This window comes from Paraburkholderia domus (assembly GCF_905220705.1).
GTDB lineage: Bacteria > Pseudomonadota > Gammaproteobacteria > Burkholderiales > Burkholderiaceae > Paraburkholderia > Paraburkholderia domus.
This window is the reverse complement of the sequence record NZ_CAJNAT010000001.1, coordinates 1118434-1143175: the sequence shown is the minus strand read 5'-3', so window position 1 is coordinate 1143175 and position 24742 is coordinate 1118434. Positions and strand designations below refer to the sequence as shown.

General features: G+C 61.3%; 22 protein-coding genes. 11 read left to right on the top strand and 11 right to left on the bottom strand.

The window, feature by feature from the left end; all coding sequences use genetic code 11:
• Positions 1-80 precede the first annotated feature (80 nt).
• Positions 81-1337, top strand: coding sequence for an NADP-dependent isocitrate dehydrogenase (icd, locus tag KHO31_RS05090; protein ID WP_201070822.1), 1257 nt, complete (start codon positions 81-83; stop codon positions 1335-1337).
• 310 nt (positions 1338-1647) lie between these two features.
• On the opposite strand, the gene KHO31_RS05085 is transcribed toward icd, so the two are convergent.
• The gene (locus KHO31_RS05085) at positions 1648-1854 is read right to left on the bottom strand and encodes a cold-shock protein (protein WP_007180614.1); all 207 of its coding nucleotides are present in this window, start codon (positions 1852-1854) and stop codon (positions 1648-1650) included.
• A 554-nt stretch (positions 1855-2408) separates the two neighbouring features.
• Between KHO31_RS05085 and clpS the strand changes: the two genes are divergently transcribed.
• Together clpS and clpA are read left to right on the top strand one after the other, a co-directional pair.
• Complete coding sequence (clpS, locus tag KHO31_RS05080) at positions 2409-2723, top strand: ATP-dependent Clp protease adapter ClpS (protein ID WP_028197902.1); 315 nt, start codon at positions 2409-2411, stop codon at positions 2721-2723.
• On the top strand, positions 2720-5017 hold the full coding sequence (gene clpA, locus KHO31_RS05075) for an ATP-dependent Clp protease ATP-binding subunit ClpA (protein WP_120289911.1): 2298 nt from the start codon (positions 2720-2722) through the stop codon (positions 5015-5017). Before clpS ends, clpA begins: the two co-directional genes overlap by 4 nt.
• A gap of 120 nt (positions 5018-5137) precedes the next feature.
• On the opposite strand, the gene dut is transcribed toward clpA, so the two are convergent.
• The 6 genes from dut to KHO31_RS05045 all read right to left on the bottom strand — a co-directional run bounded on the left by dut (position 5138) and on the right by KHO31_RS05045 (position 12480).
• Positions 5138-5584 carry a dUTP diphosphatase gene (dut, locus tag KHO31_RS05070; protein ID WP_201070820.1) on the bottom strand — a complete coding sequence of 149 codons (447 nt, stop codon included), beginning with the start codon at positions 5582-5584 and terminating at the stop codon, positions 5138-5140.
• A 14-nt stretch (positions 5585-5598) separates the two neighbouring features.
• The gene (locus tag KHO31_RS05065) at positions 5599-6618 is read right to left on the bottom strand and encodes an LLM class flavin-dependent oxidoreductase (protein WP_201070819.1); all 1020 of its coding nucleotides are present in this window, start codon (positions 6616-6618) and stop codon (positions 5599-5601) included.
• A gap of 75 nt (positions 6619-6693) precedes the next feature.
• Positions 6694-7908 carry a bifunctional phosphopantothenoylcysteine decarboxylase/phosphopantothenate--cysteine ligase CoaBC gene (gene coaBC, locus KHO31_RS05060; RefSeq protein WP_201070816.1) on the bottom strand — a complete coding sequence of 405 codons (1215 nt, stop codon included), beginning with the start codon at positions 7906-7908 and terminating at the stop codon, positions 6694-6696.
• Between the two features lie 63 nt (positions 7909-7971).
• Positions 7972-8478, bottom strand: a complete 507-nt coding sequence (gene lspA, locus KHO31_RS05055; protein ID WP_201070813.1) for a signal peptidase II — start codon at positions 8476-8478, stop codon at positions 7972-7974.
• Positions 8478-11315, bottom strand: coding sequence for an isoleucine--tRNA ligase (ileS, locus tag KHO31_RS05050; RefSeq protein ID WP_201070811.1), 2838 nt, complete (start codon positions 11313-11315; stop codon positions 8478-8480). The genes lspA and ileS overlap by 1 nt, the downstream gene beginning before the upstream one ends.
• Before the next feature lie 169 nt (positions 11316-11484).
• On the bottom strand, positions 11485-12480 hold the full coding sequence (locus KHO31_RS05045) for a bifunctional riboflavin kinase/FAD synthetase (RefSeq protein WP_201070808.1): 996 nt from the start codon (positions 12478-12480) through the stop codon (positions 11485-11487).
• A 118-nt stretch (positions 12481-12598) separates the two neighbouring features.
• On the opposite strand from KHO31_RS05045, the gene purN reads away from it, so the two are divergent.
• The 6 genes from purN to nadC all read left to right on the top strand — a co-directional run bounded on the left by purN (position 12599) and on the right by nadC (position 19519).
• On the top strand, positions 12599-13252 hold the full coding sequence (purN, locus tag KHO31_RS05040) for a phosphoribosylglycinamide formyltransferase (protein ID WP_201070805.1): 654 nt from the start codon (positions 12599-12601) through the stop codon (positions 13250-13252).
• On the top strand, positions 13249-14508 hold the full coding sequence (locus KHO31_RS05035) for an RsmB/NOP family class I SAM-dependent RNA methyltransferase (protein ID WP_201070802.1): 1260 nt from the start codon (positions 13249-13251) through the stop codon (positions 14506-14508). Before purN ends, KHO31_RS05035 begins: the two co-directional genes overlap by 4 nt.
• A gap of 74 nt (positions 14509-14582) precedes the next feature.
• Positions 14583-15938 carry a mechanosensitive ion channel family protein gene (locus KHO31_RS05030; RefSeq protein ID WP_201140550.1) on the top strand — a complete coding sequence of 452 codons (1356 nt, stop codon included), beginning with the start codon at positions 14583-14585 and terminating at the stop codon, positions 15936-15938.
• Positions 15939-16141: 203 nt separating this feature from the next.
• Positions 16142-17338, top strand: coding sequence for a DesA family fatty acid desaturase (locus tag KHO31_RS05025; RefSeq protein ID WP_201070797.1), 1197 nt, complete (start codon positions 16142-16144; stop codon positions 17336-17338).
• A 142-nt stretch (positions 17339-17480) separates the two neighbouring features.
• Positions 17481-18620, top strand: a complete 1140-nt coding sequence (gene nadA / locus KHO31_RS05020; RefSeq protein WP_201070794.1) for a quinolinate synthase NadA — start codon at positions 17481-17483, stop codon at positions 18618-18620.
• Positions 18620-19519: a carboxylating nicotinate-nucleotide diphosphorylase gene (gene nadC, locus KHO31_RS05015; protein WP_201070791.1), complete on the top strand. Its 900-nt coding sequence runs from the start codon at positions 18620-18622 to the stop codon at positions 19517-19519. The genes nadA and nadC overlap by 1 nt, the downstream gene beginning before the upstream one ends.
• A gap of 90 nt (positions 19520-19609) precedes the next feature.
• Here nadC and nadB read toward each other — a convergent pair whose 3' ends face one another.
• From nadB to radC, 4 genes are all read right to left on the bottom strand, one after another.
• Positions 19610-21208 (bottom strand): L-aspartate oxidase, encoded by a 1599-nt coding sequence (nadB, locus tag KHO31_RS05010; protein WP_201070788.1) that lies wholly within the window; start codon positions 21206-21208, stop codon positions 19610-19612.
• A 233-nt stretch (positions 21209-21441) separates the two neighbouring features.
• Positions 21442-21609: a 50S ribosomal protein L33 gene (rpmG, locus tag KHO31_RS05005; protein ID WP_006050116.1), complete on the bottom strand. Its 168-nt coding sequence runs from the start codon at positions 21607-21609 to the stop codon at positions 21442-21444.
• Positions 21610-21619: 10 nt separating this feature from the next.
• Positions 21620-21853, bottom strand: a complete 234-nt coding sequence (gene rpmB, locus KHO31_RS05000; RefSeq protein WP_007180631.1) for a 50S ribosomal protein L28 — start codon at positions 21851-21853, stop codon at positions 21620-21622.
• Positions 21854-22092: 239 nt separating this feature from the next.
• Positions 22093-22938 carry a RadC family protein gene (radC, locus tag KHO31_RS04995; protein ID WP_211622825.1) on the bottom strand — a complete coding sequence of 282 codons (846 nt, stop codon included), beginning with the start codon at positions 22936-22938 and terminating at the stop codon, positions 22093-22095.
• 196 nt (positions 22939-23134) lie between these two features.
• Here radC and KHO31_RS04990 point away from each other — a divergent pair, with 196 nt between their 5' ends.
• Positions 23135-23590 (top strand): FKBP-type peptidyl-prolyl cis-trans isomerase, encoded by a 456-nt coding sequence (locus KHO31_RS04990; protein WP_201070782.1) that lies wholly within the window; start codon positions 23135-23137, stop codon positions 23588-23590.
• 2 nt (positions 23591-23592) lie between these two features.
• Positions 23593-24552 (top strand): 4-hydroxy-3-methylbut-2-enyl diphosphate reductase, encoded by a 960-nt coding sequence (gene ispH, locus KHO31_RS04985; RefSeq protein ID WP_201070781.1) that lies wholly within the window; start codon positions 23593-23595, stop codon positions 24550-24552.
• Positions 24553-24742: the final 190 nt, after the last annotated feature.

Genomic DNA, 24742 nt, shown 5'->3' with positions numbered 1-24742 from the left:
CGGCATTGCGCGTAGCGAGGAGCACCCAGTTTTCGCAGTCTCCCATCAGCTTTCAGCACAGCTTTCACTGGAGTCCGATCATGCCGTATCAGCACATCAAGGTTCCGACTGGCGGTGACAAGATCACTGTCAACGCAGATTTCTCGCTCAATGTTTCCGACCAGCCCATCATTCCGTATATCGAAGGCGACGGAACGGGCCTCGACATCACGCCGGTGATGTTGAAGGTGGTGGATGCCGCAGTAGAAAAAGCTTACGCGGGCAAGAGAAAAATCCATTGGATGGAAATCTATGCAGGCGAGAAGTCGACTAAGGTGTACGGCCCGGATGTGTGGCTGCCGGAAGAAACGCTGCAGGTGCTGAAGGAATACGTCGTCTCGATCAAGGGGCCGCTCACCACGCCGGTTGGCGGTGGTATCCGTTCGCTGAACGTCGCACTGCGTCAGGAACTCGATCTGTATGTTTGCCTGCGCCCGGTTCAGTACTTCAAGGGTGTGCCTTCGCCGGTGCGTGAGCCGGAAAAGACCAACATGGTGATCTTCCGCGAGAACTCGGAAGACATCTACGCCGGCATCGAATGGCCCGCCGAGTCGGAACAGGCCAAAAAGGTCATCAAGTTCCTGCGGGAAGAAATGGGTGTGAAGAAGATCCGCTTCCCGGAAACCTCGGGGATCGGTATCAAGCCGGTGTCGCGCGAAGGCACGGAACGCCTGGTGCGCAAGGCGATCCAGTATGCGCTCGACAACAATCGCCGCTCGGTCACGCTGGTGCACAAGGGCAACATCATGAAGTTCACGGAAGGTGCATTCCGCGACTATGGTTATGCGCTGGCGCAAAAAGAATTCGGCGCGGAGCTGATCGACGGCGGCCCGTGGATGAAGATCAAGAACCCGAAAACGGGTACCGACATCGTGGTGAAAGACGTGATCGCCGACGCGTTCCTGCAGCAGATTCTGCTGCGTCCCGCGGAATACGACGTGATCGCCACGCTGAACCTGAACGGCGACTACGTTTCGGACGCGTTGGCTGCGCAAGTCGGCGGTATCGGGATTGCGCCTGGCGCGAATATGTCGGATTCAGTCGCGATGTTCGAAGCCACGCACGGCACCGCGCCGAAGTACGCCGGCAAGGACTACGTGAACCCGGGTTCGGAAATTCTCTCGGCCGAGATGATGTTGCGCCACATGGGCTGGACTGAAGCAGCCGACCTGATCATCAAGTCGATGGAAAAGTCGATTCTGCAGAAGCGGGTGACGTATGACTTCGCGCGTTTGATGGAAGGTGCGACGCAGGTGTCCTGCTCGGGCTTTGGTCAGGTGTTGATCGAAAACATGTAAGCGATTTGCGCAGGGTTCTCCAACTCGAATGCAAAACCCCGGCGCCGTTAGGCGGCCGGGGTTTTTGTTTTTACCCGCGGCAATGGCATTGCGGTGTGCGAAGAGGCGATTCTGCTCGCCGCCTGGCGGTACGGCACAGTCGTGCAGCGGGATTTTCCGCTATATGAGATTTGGGGGTGGCGAAGCAGCGCGCCCGGTGTTAGCGGCTATCCGCCACGCGACGGTGACCGGAGGCAGGTTTGAAGGGCGGCCCTTCCAAAAAAGAAACCCGGCGCGAAGCCGGGTTTCAAAGGACGGGTATCGAACAGGTTCAGGCAGGTGCCTGGATGTTCGATGCCTGTTTGCCTTTCGGGCCTTGCACGACCTCGAAGGTTACTTTTTGACCTTCCTTGAGGGTCTTGAACCCATTCATCTGGATGGCCGAGAAGTGTGCAAACAGATCTTCACCACCTTCGTCAGGCGTGATGAATCCGAAACCTTTTGCGTCATTGAACCATTTGACCGTACCAGTTGCCATTCCAACTTCCCCTGTAACTCATGTCACTACCACGAGCCCTCGAAAAGCTCGACGACCGCGTGATGCAGCCGCTCCCTCCTCACAAGCTCACCATCGGCATTTTTTCGAATTATGGCTCAGTGAAAAAAGTGCCAGCTTGATTGTTGAGGCTCTTTATTCGAGTGTCAAGAAAATTTTGAGATGCCGTTGTCGCGTTGCAAACAGGCGTTTTCCAGGGTTTTTCCCGCTTTTGTTTTGTTATGTGCGGTTGCCCAAGCGGGCGGTCTTGAAAAGTCGCATAATCGACTCACATGCTGTTCTGCGGGTCGCGCACCCTCCGCTGGCCGGGCGAGCGCCTTCAGCCAGCTCTGGCAGGTTGTGCGATACTCGATCCGACTGCAGCGCAGCACGGCTGCGACGCATCACAGGATAGGGGCCGGCTCCGCAATCGGCTCGTCGAATGACGCAACGCTTTTGGGGTAATCACCCATCATGCGGTAGCGAACGGGCTCACCGGCCGGTCGGCCGGGTTTTGACAGGATTGCGGGCCTGTCCTAGTTGTTTAGAATGGGTGTATGGCGATTATCCCGGACAAGCAGGACAGCACCGTACTGGAGCGGCAGGAAAAGAAGCTGAAGCCGCCGTCCATGTACAAGGTGGTGCTGCTGAATGACGACTTCACGCCAATGGAATTTGTCGTGATGATCGTGCAGGAATATTTCAATAAAGATCGTGAAACCGCAACACAGGTTATGTTGAAGGTGCATCGCGAGGGCAGGGGAGTTTGTGGGGTCTATACGCGGGACATCGCGTCGACCAAAGTCGAGCAAGTCGTTACCCACGCACGGCAGGCCGGGCATCCGCTGCAGTGTGTGATGGAGGAAGCATGATTGCCCAGGAACTGGAAGTCAGCCTGCACATGGCGTTCATGGAAGCACGCCAGGCGCGGCACGAGTTCATCACGGTCGAACATCTTTTGCTGGCACTGTTGGACAATCCAACGGCGGCTGAGGTGTTGCGTGCATGCGCGGCCAATATCGAGGATCTGCGCCAGAACCTGCGCAACTTCATTCATGACAACACGCCGACCGTGCCTGGCACGGACGACGTCGACACGCAGCCCACGCTGGGATTCCAGCGTGTGATCCAGCGCGCGATCATGCATGTGCAGTCCACCTCGAATGGCAAGAAGGAAGTGACCGGCGCGAATGTGCTGGTTGCGATCTTCGGCGAGAAGGATTCGCATGCGGTGTACTACCTGCAACAGCAGGGCGTGACGCGTCTGGATGTGGTGAATTTCATCTCGCATGGCATCGCCAAGACCAGCAGCACGGACGCCGCGAAAGCGAGCGACGCGAATGCCGAGTCCGACGAAGCCGCCGCGCAGAAGGAAACGCCGCTCGCCCAGTTCACGCAGAACCTGAACCAGATGGCGAAAGACGGCCGCATCGACCCGCTGATCGGGCGCGAGTCGGAAGTCGAGCGCGTGGTGCAGGTGCTGTGCCGCAGGCGAAAAAACAATCCGCTACTGGTCGGTGAAGCCGGTGTCGGCAAGACGGCGATCGCCGAAGGGCTCGCCTGGCGCATTACGCGCGGCGAAGTGCCTGATATTCTGGCCGATGCGCAGGTGTATTCGCTCGACATGGGCGCGCTGCTCGCCGGCACCAAGTATCGCGGCGACTTCGAGCAGCGTCTGAAGACGGTCCTCAAGGAATTGAAGGAACGTCCGCACGCGATCCTGTTCATCGACGAAATTCATACGCTGATCGGCGCTGGCGCCGCGTCGGGCGGTACGCTGGACGCATCGAATCTGCTGAAGCCGGCGTTGTCGTCGGGCACGCTGAAGTGCATCGGCGCGACCACGTTCACGGAATATCGCGGCATCTTCGAAAAAGACGCGGCATTGTCGCGCCGTTTCCAGAAGGTCGACGTGACCGAGCCGACCGTCGAACAGACTGTGGCGATCCTGCGCGGCCTGAAGTCGCGCTTCGAAGAGCATCACGGCGTGAAGTATTCGTCGGGTGCGCTGTCGGCGGCGGCTGAGTTGTCGGCACGCTTCATTACGGATCGTCATCTGCCGGACAAGGCGATCGACGTGATCGACGAAGCGGGCGCGGCGCAACGCATCCTGCCGAAGTCGAAGCAGAAGAAGACCATCGGCAAGAACGAGATCGAAGAAATCATCTCGAAGATCGCCCGTGTCCCGCCGCAAAGCGTGTCGCAAGACGATCGCAGCAAGCTGCAAACGCTGGATCGCGATCTGAAGAGCGTGGTGTTCGGACAAGATCCGGCCATCGACGCGCTGTCGGCCGCGATCAAGATGGCGCGGGCCGGCCTCGGCAAGCTGGACAAGCCGATCGGTGCGTTCCTGTTCTCCGGCCCGACGGGCGTCGGCAAGACGGAAGTGGCGAAGCAACTGGCGTTCACGCTGGGGATCGAGTTGATCCGTTTCGACATGTCGGAATACATGGAGCGTCACGCGGTGAGCCGTTTGATCGGTGCGCCGCCGGGCTATGTGGGCTTCGATCAGGGCGGTCTGTTGACCGAAGCTGTCACGAAGAAACCGCATTGCGTGCTGCTGCTCGACGAAATCGAGAAGGCGCATCCGGACATCTACAACGTGCTGCTGCAGGTGATGGACCACGGCACGCTGACAGACAACAACGGCCGCAAGGCGGACTTCCGTAACGTCATCATCATCATGACGACGAACGCGGGCGCTGAGGCAATGGGCAAGTCGGTGATCGGCTTCACGAATCGTCGGGAAACCGGCGACGAAATGGTCGACATCAAGCGCATGTTCACGCCTGAGTTCCGTAACCGTCTGGACGCGACGATCAGCTTCCGCTCGCTCGATGAAGAAATCATCATGCGTGTGGTCGACAAGTTCCTGATGCAGCTGGAAGATCAGTTGCATGAGAAGAAGGTCGATGCGCTCTTCACCGACGCGCTGCGTGCTCACCTCGCGAAACACGGTTTCGATCCGTTGATGGGCGCGCGCCCGATGCAGCGTCTGATCCAGGACACGATCCGTCGTGCGCTGGCCGACGAGTTGCTGTTCGGCAAGCTGATGAATGGAGGCCGCGTGACGGTGGACGTGGATGCCGAAGACAAGGTGCAGTTGACCTTCGACGAGCATCCGGCACCGCGCAATCCGAATCCGGAAGCGGTTGAGGTCGAGTAAGTTTCAGTCGTACCTCTGAAAGCAGAACGGCGCGGGTTAAACCCCGCGCCGTTCTGCTTTTTGCCTTGTGCGAAGCGCTTTCTGGAAGCGCTGTCTTCGCACTTAGGGCAGCGTGGTGTCTTAGTGCTTGCCCGTGCTGCCGAACCCACCCGCACCGCGGTCGCTCGTTTCGAAATCGTCGACGATGTTGAACTCGGCCTGGACCACCGGCACGATAACGAGTTGCGCAAGGCGTTCCATCGGATTCAGCACGAACGTAGTTTCGCCACGATTCCACGTAGAGATCATCAACTGACCCTGGTAATCCGAATCGATCAGGCCGACCAGATTGCCCAGCACGATCCCATGCTTATGGCCCAGACCCGAACGCGGCAGAATCAACGCCGCATAACCCGGGTCGGCGACATGAATCGCCAGACCTGTCGGCACCAGCGCGGTTTCACCGGGTTTCAGCGTCAACGGTTCCTCGAGGCAGGCGCGCAGGTCGAGGCCCGCGCTACCGGCGGTTGCGTAGGCCGGGAGTTGGTCGCGCATGCGCGCATCGAGAATCTTCAGGTCGAGTTTCATGCAGGTTCGAAGGTTTAAGGGGTGGAGGCCGGGCGCCCAAGTTGGAACGCGTCGGCGAGAAGTTCATAGGAGCGCAGCCGGGCGCGATAGCTGCCGGCTACGGTGAGGACGATCAGTTCGTCGGCCTGGAACTGTTCCTGCAAGGCATGAAGCCGCGCAGTGACGGTTTCGGGCGTGCCGATGATGCTGCGCGGCTTCTCGCGGTCGATCACCAGTCGCTCGCGCTCACCGTACTCCTGCGCGATGCCTTGTTCGACCGACGGGATCGGTTCGTTCAGACCATAAGCCATTTGCACTCGACGCAGGTCGACGGCTTTTTCGAGGTCGGCGGCTTCCTGTTCCGTGTCTGCACAGATCACGAACACGGAGACAGCCAGGTACGGCTGCTGCGCTTCCAGACTGGCTTTGAAGCGCTCTTGATAGGCCTCTGTCACCTGGTGCCCGAAATGCGCGTTGATGAAATGCGCGAACGCAAAGCGGAGACCGAGTTGTGCCGCTAGCAGGCCACCGAATTCGCTCGAACCGAGCATCCACAGTTGCGGGCGCGTAGCGATCTGCGGCTGCAGCAGCACGCCATGCGCAAGGTGACCTTCGGGCAACGTACCGTGCATCAGGCCGACCAGGTCGGCAACCTGCTGCGGGAAAATGTCGCCGCGATTGTAGGCGCCGGCCGCAACCGCCTGCGCCGTGTGCATGTCGCCGCCAGGGGCGCGTCCCACGCCGAGGTCGATGCGATTCGGAAATAGCGCCTCGAGCATCATGAATTGCTCGGCGACTTTGAACGGGCTGTAGTACGGCAGCATCACGCCGCCGGAGCCCAGGCGAATGCGTTGGGTCACGCTGCCGAGGCGCGCCAGCATCACCTCGGGGCAGGGGTTCGACACGCCACGCAAGCCGTGATGCTCGGCGCACCAATAGCGCGTGTAGCCGAGGTCGTCAGCAAGCTGCGCGAGTTCCACGGTAGCGGCGATTGCGTCCGCCACCGAGTGCCCGCCGATCACGGGTGTTTGATCGAGCACGGAAAGTAGCGTCATGTCAGTACTGCTCCAGATGATTCGGTGCGCCAGGGGTGCGCGCGGCGAACGCTGCATGCGCTGTCGCGTGAGGCTCTAGCGGATCCGACTTGTTTCGGGCAGGCGCTTGGCAATTTCGGCAATCAGGGCGCGCGCGAGCGTCTGCTTATCGGCGCGCGGCAGCTTCGTTACACCGCCTGCTTCGAACAGAATTACCTCGTTGTCGTCAAGACCGAAAGTCAGCGGGCCGAGGTTGCCGATCAACAGCGGCACGTTCTTGCGAACGCGCTTTTCTTCGCCATGCACTTCGAGGTCGCCGCTTTCCGCTGCAAAGCCGACGGTGAAAGGCGGATGCGACAGCTTGGCGACCGATGCCAGAATGTCCGGATTCTCGACGAAGGTGAAGGTAGGCAGGGCACGTTCGGTGGTTTTCTTGATCTTGTGTTCGCTGGCGTGATCGACGCGCCAGTCGGCCACTGCAGCCACGCCGATGAAGATGTCGGCGTCGGCGACCGAGCGCATCACCGCGTCGTGCATTTGCTGCGCGGTTTGCACGTCTTCGCGGAACACGCCCCACGGTGTTTCCAGCGACACCGGACCGGCGACCAGATGCACTTCGGCGCCGGCTTGCTGCGCGGCGCGTGCCAGTGCAAAGCCCATCTTGCCGCTCGAACGATTGGTGATGCCGCGCACCGGATCGAGCGGCTCGAAGGTCGGGCCGGCAGTCAGCAACACGCGACGGCCGGACAGAATCTTGGGCGAGAAGAACGATGCGATCGCCTCGAACGTGGCGGCTGCTTCGAGCATCCGACCGTCGCCGGTTTCGCCGCACGCTTGCGCACCCGAATCGGGGCCAAGCACTTCAATGCCATCCGCGCGCAGCTGTGCGACGTTGCGTTGGGTGGCCGGGTTTTGCCACATCTGCCGGTTCATCGCCGGCACGACGAGCAGCGGACAATCGCGCGCGACGCACAGCGTCGACAGCAGATCGTCGGCCATGCCGTGTGCGAGTTTGGCGAGGAAGTCGGTAGAGGCAGGTGCAATGACGATTGCGTCGGCTTCACGCGACAGATCGATGTGCGCCATGTTGTTCGGCACGCGACCGTCCCACTGGCTCGTGTAGACGGGGCGGCCGGACAATGCCTGCATGGTGACGGGTGTGATGAACTGCGTGGCCGCTTCGGTCATCACGACCTGTACGGTCGCGCCGGCCTTGGTCAACAGACGCGTGAGTTCGGCGATCTTGTAGCAGGCTATGCCGCCCGTCATGCCGAGGACGAGGTGCTTTCCTGCGAGTTCTGCGGTTGCCAACGAAAGCCTCCGACAAAGCGTGGTGGCAGCCAACGGCGCGGTGCACCGCCGCTCGCCTTCAAACTAGCGTGTACTGCGCACGCGCCGCAACTCGTCGAGCACGAGCAGGATCGCGCCGATCGTGATCGCGCTGTCGGCGAGATTGAACGCCGGCCAGTGCCACGTGCGTACGTGGAAGTCGAGAAAGTCGATCACATGGCCGTACGCGAGCCGGTCGATCACATTGCCGAGCGCGCCGCCGAGAATCAGCGAGAGCGCCGTGCAGAACATTTTCTGTCCGCCGTGACGCTTGAGCAGGTAGCAAATCACAAGTGCCGCGACCACGCCGAGCGCGGTGAACGCCCAGCGCTGCCAGCCGCCCGCCATCGCGAGGAAGCTGAAGGCGGCGCCACGGTTGTACACGAGGATCAGGTTGAAAAACGGCGTGACCTCATGCGGAACACCGTAGGCAAACACCTTCTGGACCGCGATTTTTGTCAGCTGATCGAACAGGATCACGATCAGCGCGACGCCAAGCCACGGGGCCAGCGAACTGTTGCCGACCGACGTTTTCGACATGGTTTTTGCCATTATGCCGCGCTCCTCGCTTCGCCGTTGCCGAACAGATTGCTGAAGCAGCGGCCGCACAGGGTGGGATGCTCGGCGTTGGCGCCGACGTCCGCGCGGTAGTGCCAGCAGCGTTCGCACTTCAGATACTTCGAGGCGATCACTTCGACGCTTTCTTCCGCTTCGCTGTCGACCTTCACGACGTTCGCCGCCGACGTGATCAGCACGAACTTCAGGTCGTCGCCGAGGCTCGTGAGCGCGTCGTAACGCGCGCCGCTCGCGCGGATTTCGACCTCGGCCTGCAGCGACGAACCGATCAGGTTCGCAACGCGTGCTTCTTCCAGCGCCTTGGTCACGTCGCTACGCGCGGCGCGCAGCAGCGTCCATTTGTCGAGCAGGTCGCCGGCTTGCGGTACTGCCGGGAACGCGTGATAGGTCTCGGTGAAGATCGTTTCGCTGTTCGGCGAGAAGATCTTCCACGCTTCTTCGGCGGTGAACGACATGAACGGCGCCATCAGGCGCAGCAGGCCGTGTGCGATGTGATACAGCGCGGTCTGAGCCGAACGGCGTGCGACGGAGTCAGCCGCCGTGGTGTACAGACGGTCCTTCAGCACGTCCAGGTAGAAGCCGCCCAGGTCTTCGGAGCAGAACGTCTGCAACTTCGCGACGACCGGGTGGAACTCGTACTTGTCGTAGTGCGAGAGGATGTCGTTCTGCAGATTCGCCGACAGCGCCACCGCATAACGATCGATTTCGAGCCAGTCTTCGACGGGACGCGCGTGTTGCGCGAAGTCGAAATCGGACAGGTTTGCGAGCAGGAAGCGCAGCGTGTTGCGGATGCGGCGATAGCCTTCCGTCACGCGCTTCAGGATCTCTTCGGAGATCGCCAGTTCGCCCGAGTAATCGGTCGACGCGATCCACAGGCGGATGATTTCCGCGCCGAGCCGGTTGGCCACTTCATGCGGGTCGATACCGTTGCCGAGCGACTTGCTCATCTTGCGGCCTTCGCCGTCGACAGTGAAGCCGTGCGTGAGCAGCGCGTTGTACGGCGGACGGCCGTCGAGCATCGAAGCCGTCAGCAGCGACGAGTGGAACCAGCCGCGGTGCTGGTCCGAGCCTTCCAGATACAGGTCAGCCGGGAATTGCAGTTCGTCTTTGTGCGAGCCGCGCAGCACGTGCCAGTGCGTCGTGCCCGAATCGAACCAGACGTCGAGCGTGTCACGGTTCTTCTCGTACATGTTGGCGTCGTCGCCGAGCAGTTCGCGCGGGTCGAGCGTTTGCCACGCTTCGATACCGGCCTTCTCGACGCGTTGCGCGACTTCTTCGAGCAATTCCAGCGTGCGCGGATGCAGCTCGCCGGTTTCCTTGTGCACGAAGAACGCCATCGGCACGCCCCATTGACGCTGACGCGACAGCGTCCAGTCCGGGCGATTGGCGATCATGCTGAACAGGCGCTGCTTGCCCCACGACGGATAGAAGGCGGTGTTCTCGATGCCTTCGAGCGCGGTTTCGCGCAGCGTCTTGTCGGTGTCGTTCGGCTTCACGTCCATGCCGGCGAACCATTGCGAGGTCGCGCGGTAGATGATCGGCGTCTTGTGGCGCCAGCAGTGCATGTAGCTGTGCGTGTACTTCTCGGTGCGCAGCAGCGAACCGGCTGCCTGCAAGGCTTCGACGATCTGCGGATTGGCCGCCCAGATCGACAGGCCGCCGAACAGCGCGAGCGATTCGATGTAACGGCCGTCGCCCATCACCGGGCTGATGATGTCCGAATCGGCCATGCCATGCGCCTTGCACGACACGAAGTCTTCTACGCCGTACGCCGGCGACGAGTGAACCACACCGGTACCCGTTTCGGTCGTGACATAGTCGCCGAGATAAACCGGCGCCGTGCGCTTGTAGCCCGGATGGGCGGACGAGAGCGGATGGTTGAAGCGCAGGTTGACGAGCTTCGCGCCGGGCGTGGTGGCGATGACCGTGCCTTCCAGGCCGTACAGTTTCAGGCACGCTTCAACGCGTTCTTCGGCAAGGATCAGCAAGCCGCGCGGCGTATCGACCAGCGCGTAGACGATTTCCGGATGCAGGTTCAGCGCCTGGTTGGCGGGGATGGTCCACGGTGTGGTGGTCCAGATCACGATGCCGCCTTCGTTGCGCGGCAGCGCCTTCAGGCCGAACGCATGCGCGGTCTTTTCCGGCTCGGCGAAGCTGAACAGCACGTCGATGGTCGGATCGCTCTTGTCCGCGTACTCGACTTCCGCTTCGGCCAACGCCGAGCCGCAGTCGAAACACCAGTTGACCGGCTTCAGGCCGCGGAACACGTAGCCCTTCTCCATGATCTTCGCGAGCGCGCGGATTTCGCCGGCTTCGTTCGTGAAGTTCATCGTCTTGTACGGGTTGTCCCAGTCGCCCAGCACACCCAGACGGCGGAAGCCGACCTTCTGCTTCTCGATCTGCTCAGTCGCGTAAGCACGCGCCTTCTGCATGACTTCAGCGGCCGGCAGTGACTTGCCGAACTGCTTCTCGATCTGGATTTCGATCGGCATGCCGTGGCAATCCCAGCCCGGCACGTAGACCGCGTCGAAGCCCGCCAGATTGCGCGCCTTGACGATCATGTCCTTGAGGATCTTGTTCACCGCGTGGCCGAGGTGGATGTCGCCATTCGCATACGGCGGGCCGTCGTGCAGGATGAACTTCTTGCGGCCTTTGCTGGCCGCGCGGATCGTCTCGTAGACCTTGCGCTCCTGCCATTCCTTGACCCATTGCGGCTCGCGCTTGGGCAGGTCGCCACGCATCGGAAACGGCGTGTCGAGCAGGTTGACCGGGTAGCGTGACTGCGGTTTCGAATCGGCTTTCTTGTTGCTCATGATGAGGTCGCGGTGAATTCTTTCTAAGCGCAGCGAAGCTGCGGGTTGCGCACGAAGCGCAGGGCGTTGGGCGCGCCCGGCAGGCATGTCGCGTGATCCACGGACGCCCTTCGATGCGCGCAGCGGTGGGTACATGCAGCACTCAGCGCGCTCGCATGTACCGCGGCGGCTATCTAATTCGGTCGGTGGCCGAGGTGGCGAAACCGGTGGAACGGCTGCCCGGCGTGCCGGCGCCGACGGCCGCAAACCACGCGCGCGCATTGGCGACGTCGCGCGCGATGGCGGCAGTCAGCGTTTCGAGGTCGACGTACTTTTCCTCGTCGCGCAGCTTTTTCAGGAATTCGACGCGCACGAGTTTGCCATACGCATCGCCGTGCCAGTCGAGCAGATGCACCTCGAGCAGCACGCGGCCGGAATCGTCAACGGTGGGGCGCAAGCCGAGGCTCGCGACGCCCGGCAGCGGCTCGTCCGCCACGCCATGCACGCGCACCACGAAAATGCCCGCCAGTGCCGGACGCTTATGCGCGATCGGCAGATTGAGCGTGGGGAAACCGAGATCGCGGCCGAGCTTCATGCCATGCACGACGTGGCCGCTGATCAGGTAATCGCGGCCCAGCGCAGCGCGCGCCGAGTCGAGATCGCCCGCCACCAGCGCGGCGCGCACGCCCGAGCTGGAAATGCGCGCGCCGGACGGGTCGGCCACGGTTGCCATCTGCTCGACTTCGAAACCGTATTGCTGACCTGCGGTCTTGAGCGAGGCGAAATCGCCCGCGCGTTTCGCGCCGTAGCGGAAGTCGTCGCCGATCATCACCCAGCGCGCATGCAGCCCGTTGACGATGATCCGTTCGACAAACGTATCCGGCGACTGGCTTGCGAAGGTGTGATTGAAATGCTCGACCACGACCCGGTCGACACCATTGGTGCGCAGCGCCTCGAGCTTGTCGCGCAGCATCGCGATTCGCGGCGGCGCGCCAGCGGGGTTGAAGAATTCGCGCGGGTGCGGCTCGAAGGTCATCACGCAGACGGGCAGGCCGCGTGCATCGGCTGCGGCCCGGACGTGGGCGAGCAAAGCCTGATGGCCGCGGTGGACACCGTCGAAGTTGCCGATGGTCAGTGCGCAGGGCGCACGGCTTTCAGCATTGGGAAGACCGCGGAAGACTCTCACGATAGCGGGTTTGAGGTAGGGCGGCCAGGGTGCCGCAAAACAAACGATTATAAACGCTCAGCGCACGAGACGGCGGCGCGTCGCCGTTTCAGTGTCCCTCGAATGATAAAATCCGCGAATGAAAAAACTCGTCATCCTGATTTCCGGACGGGGAAGCAACATGGAAGCTATCATTCGCGCCTGCGCGGACGAGGGCTGGGCGGCGCAAGTCGCCGCTGTGATTGCCAACCGTCCTGACGCCGCGGGCCTTGCGTTCGCTGCGTCGCACGGCATTGCCACGGCGGTGGTCGACCACCGCCAGTTTCCCGATCGCGACAGCTTCGATGCCGCGCTGGCGAAAGAAATCGACAGTTTCGCCCCTGACCTGGTCGTATTGGCCGGCTTCATGCGGGTGCTCACGGCCGGTTTCGTCGACCATTACGCCGGGCGCATGCTCAACGTGCACCCGTCGCTGCTGCCAAGCTTTCCGGGGCTGAAAACCCATCAACAGGCCCTTGACGCCGGCGTGCGGCTGCACGGGGCGTCGGTGCATTTTGTCACGTCGCAGCTGGATCACGGGCCGATCGTCGCGCAGGCGGCTGTCCCCGTTGAGGCTGGCGACACCCCCGCCATGCTCGCGGAACGCGTGCTGGCAACCGAACACATTATTTATCCACGCGCGGTGCGCTGGTTCGTCGAAGGGCGTCTTGCCCTTGACGGCTTGCGTGTCACGCTTACGCCGCCGGAGCCGCAATGGCTCTTTGCCGGTCACACCGCCGGAGAGGGCGCATGAGATTACATGGTTTTTTGATTGGACAAACTGAGACTTTGCTGGCTGAAGTCCTGAAACTGAACGGCCCGGCTGACGCCACCACGAGCCGCTTTTTCCGCGCGCATCCGAAGCTCGGGCACGGCGAGCGCGGCGTGATCGCCGAGGCAGTCTTCGCGGTGCTGCGCCGCCGGATGGAATTCGCCCACCTGGCCGAGGGTGGCGCGGGCAGCCCGGCGCGCCGCATGGCCTTGCTGGGACTGATGCAGACGGCGGGCCGCACGGCCCTCAAGCCGTTCTTGTCGGAAACCGAATCGCACTGGCTCGAACACGTCGCGAAGATCGACCCTGAAAGCCTGCCGCTGCGGATTCGCCTGAATCTGCCCGACTGGATCCATCAGGCGCTGTCCAAGCGCTTCGAACCCGCGGAACTGGCGCAACTGGCTGCCGCGCTGAACTATCCGGCGCCGCTGGACCTGCGCGCCAACCCGATCAAGGCAAGCCGCGACGACGTGCTGAACGCGCTGTCGAAGGCCGGTATCGAAGGTGGCGCGACGCCTTTCGCGCCGTTCGGCGTGCGGGTGGTCGGCAAGCCGCCGCTCACCAAGCTGGACGCGTTCCAGCACGGCTGGGTCGAAGTCCAGGACGAGGGCAGCCAGTTGCTGTGTTCGCTGGTCGCGCCCAAGCGCGGCGAAATGATTGTGGATTTCTGCGCGGGCGCCGGCGGCAAGACGTTGGCGCTGGGCGCGGCGATGCGCTCCACCGGGCGTCTGTACGCCTTCGACATCTCCGAGCGCCGTTTGGCCAAGCTCAAGCCGCGCCTCGCGCGTAGCGGGCTGTCGAACGTCAATCCGGTGCTGATCGACAGCGAACACGATGCGAAGATCAAGCGTCTGGCCGGCAAGATCGACCGCGTGCTGGTCGACGCGCCGTGCAGCGGCCTGGGTACGCTGCGCCGGAATCCGGACCTGAAGTGGCGCCAGTCGCCTGAATCGGTCGCCGAACTGGCACCTAAGCAAGCGTCGATTCTCGCCAGTGCCTCGCGTCTGGTGAAGAAGGGTGGCCGTCTCGTCTACGCCACCTGTTCGATTCTGGAAGAGGAAAACGAAGCCGTCGTGCAGCAATTCCTCGCCAACCATCCGGACTTCGCATTGGTGCCGGCGCGCGACGTGCTGGCCGAGCAGCGCATCGACCTGGAAATGGGCGATTACCTGTCGTTGTGGCCGCACCGTCACGCCACTGACGGTTTCTTTGCAGCCGTGCTGGAACGCCAGAGCTAAACGCAACAGCTAGTCTGCCTGCGCGGCCGGGTTCCTTTCCTGAACCCGGCCGCGTCGGCGATTTCGGCGACATTATGCAAAACCGCATTTTTCCTCACATGTTCGGCGACCTCGCGCGCGACTTCGGCCAGCCGGTGATGTTGTGGCAGGTCGGCGTCCTGCTGGGGACGCTTGCCGTTGCCTGGCTGCTCGCGCGTCTTGTGCGCCGTTCGCTCGATCTGCGCCGTCAAACGCGGTACCAGACCCTGCGCTTCGGCGCGGAAAGCCTGAACCGCGCCTTCTTTCCGCTGATCGGGGCGGCGCTCGTGTGGCTTGCGCAGGCGATCACCGGCCAGTTCATGCACACCGCGCTGCTCGATCTGGCGCTGGTGCCGCTGATCGGTATCGGCCTGATTTACATCGTGTTTTTCTTCGCCCGGCGAGTCTTCAGTCAAGACGGCGTGAGCCATCCATGGCTGTTCCTGGTCGAGAAGGTCGTCTCGCTGATCGTCTGGATCGGCATGGTGCTCACCGTCATGGGCATTCAGGATGACGTGATCGCCTGGATGGGTAGCGTGCACTTCAAGGTCGCGAATGCGCACATGACGCTGCTCTCGCTCACCACGGGCCTTCTGTGGGTGTGCGTGACGATGATCGTCGCGATGTGGCTCGGCGCCACGTTCGAAGACCGCCTGATTCGCTCGACGACCCTCGATGCCAACCTCAAAGTGGTGGTGGCGCGGGTTGGCCGTGCTGCGTTCGTGCTGGCGGCGGTGCTGATCAGCCTGTCGCTGGTCGGCATCGATATCACGGTGCTGGGCGTGTTCGGTGGGGCGCTGGGCGTGGGTCTCGGCTTTGGGTTGCAAAAGATCGCCAGCAACTACGTCTCGGGTTTCATCATTCTGATCGACCGGTCGCTGCGCATTGGCGACACGATCAATGTCAGCGGCCTGCAGGGCATGGTCACGCAGATCCGCACGCGCTATACGGTAGTGCGCGGACTGGACGGCATTGAAACGCTGATCCCGAACGAAAAGCTGATTACGGACGTGGTGCAGAACCAGTCGTCCTTTTTGACGCGCGGCTACGCCAAGGTGGCAGTGCAGGTTGCCTACACGTCAGACGTCGAGCAGGCGATGGCGCTGCTGGCCCAGGCCGCTCAAGGCGTTGCGCGGGTGCTTCAGGAGCCGGCGCCTACGGCCTATATGGTTAGCTTCGGCGCCGATGGCATCAACCTCGAACTGGGTTTCTGGATCGAAGACGCGGCGACAGGCACGTCAGGCGTGCGCTCGGCGGTCAATCGCAACATCTGGCGTTTGTTCTCCGAACACGACATCTCGATTCCATTCGCGCAACGCGAAGTGCGAATCGTCGGCAATGTGAGCAACGCCATGCCGAAAGCGGTAACAATGACCGCTCCAGCGGCAAATCAGGCCGACAGCGCCCGCTGACGGGCACTTCGAACCCGCCGGCCGGTCTAAAAATGGTCTCCGGCGTGTTCCATCTTGTTGATGCCGCACAAAAAATTCCTATTTGTTACAAACACTTGGAACGCTTCAAGTAGAATATCATCCAATCCCGCTGTATGCTTTCACTTTCTTGACACGCGCATTTCGCGTGTGTCTGGCGTCTCTTGTTCCACAGGTAAATTGCCTTGTTGAATTCCTTGCTCGATTTCCTTGCCCACGGTCTGCTGCGCTTCTCGTGGTGGCAACTTGTGCTGTACACGCTGGTCGCGACGCACATCACGATCATTGGCGTGACGGTCTATTTGCATCGTTGCCAGGCGCACCGCGCGCTGGAGTTGCATCCGGTCGTCAGTCATTTTTTCCGTTTCTGGCTGTGGATGACCACAGGTATGCTGACCGGCCAATGGGCCGCGATTCACCGTAAGCATCACGCCAAGTGCGAGACCGAAGAAGATCCGCACAGCCCGCAAACGCGCGGCATCTGGAAGGTGCTGCTCGAAGGCGCGGAACTGTACCGTTCCGAAGCCAAGAATGAAGAAACGATGCGCAAGTTCAGTCACGGTACGCCGAACGACTGGATGGAACGCAACGTCTACACCAAGTACCCGATCCTCGGCGTGAGCCTGATGATGGTGCTGAACGTCGCGCTGTTCGGCGTCGTTGGTCTGACGATCTGGGCCGTGCAGATGGTGTGGATTCCGTTCTGGGCGGCTGGCGTGGTGAATGGCCTCGCGCATTGGTGGGGTTATCGCAACTTCAACTCGTCGGATGCCAGCACCAACATCTTCCCGTGGGGCATCATCATCGGCGGCGAAGAATTGCATAACAATCATCACACGTATGCGACTTCGGCCAAGCTGTCGAACAAGTGGTACGAGTTCGATATCGGCTGGATGTACATCCGCATCATGTCGGCGTTCCGTCTGGCGAAGGTGAAGAAGGTCGCGCCTACGCCGCGTCTGACCACCGGCAAGCTGGTGCTCGATCAGGACACGTTGCAAGCCGTGCTGGCGAACCGTTACGAAGTCATGGCGCGTTACGGCAAAGCGCTCAAGCGCGCATATCGCCAGGAGTTGGCGCATCTGAAGGAAGTTGGCGCACGCGAAAAGTATCAGGTGATGCGCGGTGCGCGTAGCTGGTTCCACAAGGAAGAAGCGGGTCTCGATGAACCGCAGAAGCGCCAGTTGCCGCAAATCTTCGCGAACAGCCAGAAGCTGAAGACCTACATCGACATGCGCAACGAACTGGCAGCGATGTGGGAGCGTTCGAATGCCTCGCGCGATCAACTACTGATTCAGCTGCAAGACTGGTGTCATCGCGCTGAGCAAAGCGGTATCAAAGCGCTGCAAGAATTCGCGATGCGTCTGCGCCGTTATGCTTGATCGTATGCCTGAGCGCGAAATCTATTAAAATTTCGTTACGTCACAAAACCCCGCGTTGGCGGGGTTTTGCTTTTTGGGCCGCGGCAATTTCAACGACACACGATTGACAGTCCGCGGCGGCAGAGCGAAGGCAGAGGAGATCATGGATCAGCAGGCGATCAGGACCGTCGAATACGACCGGCCACAGGCGCAGGGCACAACCTGCGGGATCGGGCAGGCGTGGGCGAAGGTGCCCGACGTGCCGTCGGCGGAACAGAAGGTGGCGCTGAAGGAGCGCATCCGCGCATTGCTCAAGCGCGAGAAAGCCGTGCTCGTCGCGCACTATTACGTCGACGCGGAATTGCAGGAACTCGCCGATGAAACCGGTGGCTGCGTGGCCGACTCGTTGGAGATGGCGCGTTTCGGCCGCGATCACGAGGCGCAAACGCTGGTGGTGGCGGGCGTGCGTTTCATGGGCGAGACCGCGAAAATCCTCAGCCCGGACAAGCGCATTCTGATGCCTGATCTCGACGCGACCTGCTCGCTCGATCTCGGCTGTCCGGTCGATGAATTCTCGGCGTTCTGTGACGCTCACCCGGATCGCACGGTGGTTGTGTACGCGAACACTAGCGCGGCCGTCAAGGCTCGTGCGGACTGGATGGTGACGTCGTCGATCGGGCTGGAAATCGTTGCCGATCTGCACGCACGCGGCGAAAAGATTATCTGGGCGCCGGATCGGCACCTCGGCAACTATATCCAGAGCAAGACCGGCGCGGACATGCTGCTGTGGCAGGGCTCGTGTCTCGTGCACGACGAATTCAAGGGCATTGAACTCGACCTACTGCGCGCCGAATATCCGGGTGCAAAAGTGTTGGTGCACCCAGAGTCGCCAGCTAACGTGGTCGCGCAAGCGGACGTGGTGGGTTCGACAACCCAGTTGATCGACGCCGCGCAAAAACTCGACGCGACGCATTTCATCGTGGCGACCGACCTCGGCATTCTGCACAAGATGCAGCTCGCTGCGCCCGGGAAAACGTTGATCGCGGCGCCGACGGCCGGCAACAGCGCGACCTGCAAGAGCTGCGCGCATTGCCCGTGGATGGCGATGAACGGCCTCGCCAATCTGGCCGACGTGCTCGAGCGCGGTCATAACGAAATCTTCGTCGACCGGGCGATTGGCGAACGGGCGCGTCTGCCGATCGACCGGATGCTCGACTTCGCGGCGCGTCACAAGAAACGCGTACAAGCCAGCGGCGACCTCGCGCGCGACGCGCAACTGTATTCGAACGTGGGGGCGGCGTGATGGGGGCGGTGGAACGCAATCAGGTCGAGGCGGTGTCGCCGCTGTTCGTGGAGATTCATGCGCAGTATGGCGCGGCATTTGATGCCGCGTTGGAGCGCAACGTCGCCGACGCGCTGGCCGAAGATGTTGGCACAGGCGATCAGACTGGCCGCCTTGTTCCCGCAGATGACGTGCGCGATGCACGCATCATCGTGCGCGAAGATGCAGTGCTGTGCGGTGTGCCGTGGTTCAACGCGGTGATGCGCCAGGTCGATCCGCGTATTGACGTGCAGTGGCGTTATCGCGAGGGCGATCGGATGACGGCCGATACGCCGGTCTGCGCGCTGCGCGGTCCGGTCCGTGCACTATTGACTGCTGAACGAAACGCGTTGAACTTCCTGCAACTGCTGTCGGGCGTGGCGAGCGCAACGCGCCGCTATGTCGACGCCATTGCTCACACCCAAACACGCGTGCTCGATACGCGTAAGACCTTGCCGGGTCTGCGGCTCGCGCAGAAATACGCAGTGCGCGTGGGCGGTGGGGCGAATCAGCGGCTAGCTTTGTACGACGGTATTCTGATCAAGGAAAACCACATTGCCGCAGCCGGCGGCGTGGGTGCGGCAATGGATGCGGCGCTTGCGCTGAATGCGGGCGTGTCGATCCAGATCGAAGTCGAAACGCTGGCCCAACTGGAAACCGCGTTGGCGCATCGCGCGCAATCCATACTGCTGGACAACTTTTCGTTCGATGCAATGCGCGACGCGGTACGTATCACGGCAGGGCGGGCAGTGCTGGAGGTCTCCGGCGGCGTGAATTTCGAAACGGTGCGGACCATCGCGGAAACGGGCGTCGATCGCGTGTCGATCGGTGCTTTGACCAAAGATGTGCGAGCAACGGATTACTCGATGCGGATCGTCTGAGCCGCGCGCACCTGAGCTTAAGCTTGCGCAATCAGTGAAAAGGCCATCGCCCGAGAACCGGCGATGGCCTTTTCATTCCAGCTTCAGAAATCACACGTTGCGGTTGCGTACATGCTCCGGCGACAGCACCGTTGGCAGCGCTTTTGGCAGCGTGGCCGGCCAATCGCGGCTGAAGTGCAAGCCGCGGCTTTCACGCCGTGAGCGAGCGCCCTCGACGATCAGCGACGCCACGTCGACCAGATTGCGCAGTTCAAGCAGATCGCGGTTCACCTTGAAGTTCGCGTAATACTCGTGAATCTCGTCACGGAGCAGGGCAAGCCGGTGCCTGGCTCGCGCGAGCCGCTTGTCCGTACGCACGATGCCGACGTAGTTCCACATCAGGCGGCGCAGTTCATCCCAGTTGTGCGCGACCACCACTTCCTCGTCCGGATCGGACACACGGCTCTCGTCCCAGTCCGGCAGCGGCGCATGGACGGCGGCGCCGAAACCTTCTTCCTCGATGGCCTGCGCAGCGGAGCGTCCGATCACGAGGCACTCGAGCAAGGAGTTACTGGCAAGCCGGTTCGCACCGTGCAGGCCTGTGCATGACGTTTCACCGACCGCATAGAGGCCGGCGAGATCAGTCCTGCCGGCCAGGTCCGTTACGACGCCGCCGCACGTATAGTGCGCGGCAGGCACAACCGGAATTGGCTCTTTGGTGATGTCGATGCCGAATTCCAGGCAGCGGGCCAGAATCGTCGGGAAGTGTTCATGGAGGAATTCAGGCGGCTGATGGCTGATGTCGAGGTAGACGCAATCGATGCCGCGCTTCTTGATCTCGAAGTCGATCGCACGCGCGACGATATCGCGTGGCGCGAGTTCGGCGCGTTCATCGTGGTTCGGCATGAAGCGCGTGCCGTCCGGTAGTTTCAGAATGCCCCCTTCGCCGCGTACTGCTTCCGAGATCAGGAACGACTTCGCGTAAGGATGGAACAGGCAGGTCGGATGGAACTGGATGAATTCCATGTTCGACACGCGGCAGCCTGCGCGCCAGGCCATCGCGATGCCGTCGCCGGTCGCGGTGTCGGGGTTCGTGGTGTACAGATAGACCTTGCCGGCGCCGCCGGTGGCGAGCACCGTGTGCGGCGCTTCGATTGTCACGGTGCGGCCGCTTTGCAGATCGAGTGCATACAAGCCGTGGCAGCGGCGGCCTGGCATTCCGAGACGGTCCGACGTGATCAGATCGATCGCGTAGTGATCTTCAAGCAGCGTGATGTTCGGATGGTTGCGTACACGCTCGCTGAGCGTGGCGACCACTGCGTGGCCTGTTGCATCCGCAGCATGAATGATCCGGCGATGGCTATGGCCACCTTCGCGTGTTAGATGAAAGCCGAGTTCGGCGGCGTCGTCTTTAGTGAACGGCACACCTTGATCAATTAGCCATTCGATCGCCGCACGTCCATGCTCGACGATAAAGCGTGTCGCCGCCTCGTCGCACAGACCGCCACCGGCGACGAGTGTGTCGCGGACATGGTTTTCGATGCTGTCCGCCGAATCCAGTACTGCGGCGATCCCGCCTTGCGCCCAATCGCTCGCACCTTCGGTCATCGATCGCTTGGCGACCACCGCAACCCGCCGGGTCTCCGCGAGATTGAGCGCGACGCTCAAACCTGCCAGACCGCTACCGACAATCGCCACATCGAATTCCATCGCCTGCATCTCCGTCTTTCGTTTTTGCCATGACGGCATGCTGTGCATGCCGCTAAAACGAGAAAGGATACGCGTCGTGACGAATGAGGGAAAGCTGGCCGAACGGGATAAGACTGTTCTGGCAGGTAAAGGACAGCTAAACAGCGATATTGGAGCGCAGAAACAAAAAAGCCTCGCACGAATGCGAGGCTTTTTTGCAAATACTTTTGCCTTCGTCAGGCAGGAGCCAAGACTTACTTAATCTTGGTTTCCTTGTAGTCAACGTGCTTACGGACGACCGGATCAAATTTCTTGATCAGCATCTTTTCCGGCATGTTGCGTTTGTTCTTCGTCGTCGTATAGAAGTGACCCGTGCCTGCGGTCGATTCCAACTTGATCTTATCGCGTGCGCCTTTCGCCATGATTTACTCCTTAGGCTTCACCGCGTGCGCGCAAATCTGCGAGCACAGCGTCGATACCGTTCTTGTCGATCAGGCGCAGGCCGGCGTTCGAAACGCGCAGACGCACCCAACGGTTTTCGCTTTCCACCCAAATACGGCGGTTTTGCAGGTTCGGCAGGAACCGGCGCTTGGTTTTGTTGTTCGCGTGGGAAACGTTGTTGCCGCTCATCGGCGCTTTCCCAGTTACTTGGCATACGCGTGCCATGAGAGCACTCCTAATACGCTAATTCTGAGTTCGAACGCCGTGAAAGTTTCCCGAAAAGAGCTGCGCTTAAGTTTTTGAACTTCAGTCGCATTTCCTTTCCGGAACGCCTTGGTGGCTTCGGAACAGGGGGGTTGGAAATAGGCAAACCGGAATTCTAGCAGAAAAAAAGCCGCAAAATCAAACCTTATTTGCGATGCCGAACACGGCGCAACGTTGTCGCGACCCTGATTCGCGCCATCTCACGGCCAGCCGGCGCGGGCAAACGAGTACGTGTTATCTGCGCCGATCACGAGATGATCGATCAATTTCACGTCGATCAGCGCAAGGGCGTCGCGCAGCGTATGCGTCAGCCGGCAGTCGCTTGCGCTTGGCTCGACGGCGCCGGAAGGGTGATTATGCGCGACGATCAGACTGGCGGCATTCAGCGTCAGCGCTCGCCGCACGATTTCGCGTGGATACACCGCCATGCGTGTCAGCGTGCCGCGTGCGCTTTCCTCGCAGCGAATCAACCGATGCCGGGCGTCGAGAAAGAGCGACACGAAGACCTCTTGCGTTCTGCCGCCGATACAAAGGCGCAAATAGTCTTGCACGGCCTCAGGCGAGTTCATCAGCGAACGGTCACGTATTTTATCGACTAGCGAGCGCCTCGCCATCTCCATGATGGCGAGCAACTGCGACTTTTTTGCCGGGCCGATGCCGCGCAGGCCGGCGAAGTCCGAGTAAGTTGCGTCAAGCATTGCCCGCAGCGAGCCGAACCGGTTGAGCAGGGTACGCGCGATGTCGAACACGTCGTGGCCAGGCAGGCCTGAGCCGAGCACCAGCACAATCATTTCGGTATCCGACAGCACGCTGGGTCCCTCCTCGATCAGGCGTTCGCGCGGCATGTCGTTTTTATGCCATTTACCTCGGACGAGCGGTCGGGTTGGGGGCGTGCCGGCGGCCGGGTCGGCGGTGCCGACGTCATTGCCGGCTATGGTATTGCCAGCTGCGGCGTGAGCGCGCGGTGGCGCCGGGGCGGGAGCGGCAGGCGTCGGCGAGGCCGCTTCGAGTGTCGCTTTGTTTATCGTGCAGGCATAGTCGGCCATATAGATATGAATCCTCCAATTCGGGTTTGCGGCGGCGCCCGGTGTCCAGCCGCGCTGCGATGCGCAGGACGTAAGCCGCTGCCCGCTATGTGGCTTACAATAGACGCTTTGCGCATGGCACCCCGACGGATTGCCACACGCGTCGACTGCGCCAGCGGCGCACGCGTGCAGCGCGCATCGACTGAGCGAGCATTGCATGAGCATCATCGACATTTCTGAAGTGAAACCCGGTTCACATGTGACGCTTCATTACCGGCTTTCCCTTGCCGATGGCGCTGAAGTCATCAATACGTTTACCGACAGGCCGGCCACGTTGCTGCTTGGTGCGGGTCAACTGGCGCCGCCGCTGGAAGATATTCTGCTGGGTTTGAAGGTGGGCCACCATTCGACCTTTCAGCTAACGCCGGGACAGGCGTTCGGTCCGCGCAATCCTGAGCTGATCCAGCGCGTCTCGCTGGCGACGCTGAGCGAAAACAGCATGATCGGGGAGGATTTTTCGCCGGGTGACCTGGTCGAATTCAACGCGCCGGGTGGCGGCCGCTACGCTGGCGTCCTGAAAGAAGTCGGCGAAACGTCTGCGTTGTTCGATTTCAACCATCCGCTTGCCGGCCAGGCGCTGGCGTTTGAAGTGAAAATCATCGGGATTCTGTAAACATGAGCATCACGGATACGACTCTTGCCGAAGCCGAGATCCTGCTGGCGCAGCCGCGTGGATTCTGTGCCGGCGTCGATCGGGCCATCGAAATCGTAGAGCGGGCCATCAAGCTGCACGGCTCGCCGATCTACGTGCGCCACGAAATCGTCCACAACGCCTATGTCGTCGAGGATTTGCGCAAGAAGGGCGCCATCTTCATCGAGCAACTGGAAGAAGTGCCGGCCGGCAATACGGTCATTTTCAGCGCCCATGGCGTGTCGAAAGCGGTGCGCTCGGAAGCCGAGTCGCGCGGCCTGAGGGTGTACGACGCAACCTGTCCGCTCGTGACCAAGGTGCATATCGAAGTCGCGAAGATGCGCCAGGACGGCTTCGACATCGTGATGATCGGCCACAAGGGCCACCCCGAAGTCGAGGGTACGATGGGGCAGGCAGGCGAGGGCATGCATCTGGTGGAAGACATCGAAGATGTGCAAGCCTTGCAACTGGCCGATCCCGAGCGGATCGCGTTCGTGACGCAAACCACGCTGTCGGTCGACGACGCAGCCGAGATCATCGGTGCCCTGAAGGCGAAATATCCGGCGATCCGCGAGCCGAAGAAGCAGGACATCTGCTACGCCACGCAAAACCGTCAGGATGCGGTCAAGTTCATGGCGCCGCAATGCGACGTCGTGATCGTGGTCGGCAGCCCGAATAGTTCGAACTCGAACCGGTTGCGCGAGCTGGCCGAAAAACTCGGCGTGCCTTCCTATATGGTGGATTCGCCGGATCAGATCGATCCGGTCTGGGTTGAGGGCAAGCGCCGGATCGGCGTGACGGCGGGCGCCTCGGCGCCTGAAGTGCTGGCGCAAGCGGTGATCGCCCGGTTGCGTGAGCTCGGCGTGCGCAACGTGCGTGCGCTCGAAGGCATCGAGGAAAACATCGCGTTTCCGCTGCCGCGCGGGTTGGGTCTGCCTGCCTGACAATCTGCCGACGTTTTTGAAAGAAAAGCGCGCCCTTGGGCGCGTTTTTTTTTACGTCTGCAGATTTGTGCGTCTGCCGATAATAAAGTGCCAGATCATCACATCAAGCCGTTTTAAGTGTTCTCCCACACAAATTCTTTTGAATTGTGATCTGGTTTTTAATCGACGCGACGGTGATGCGGCCCCGTTT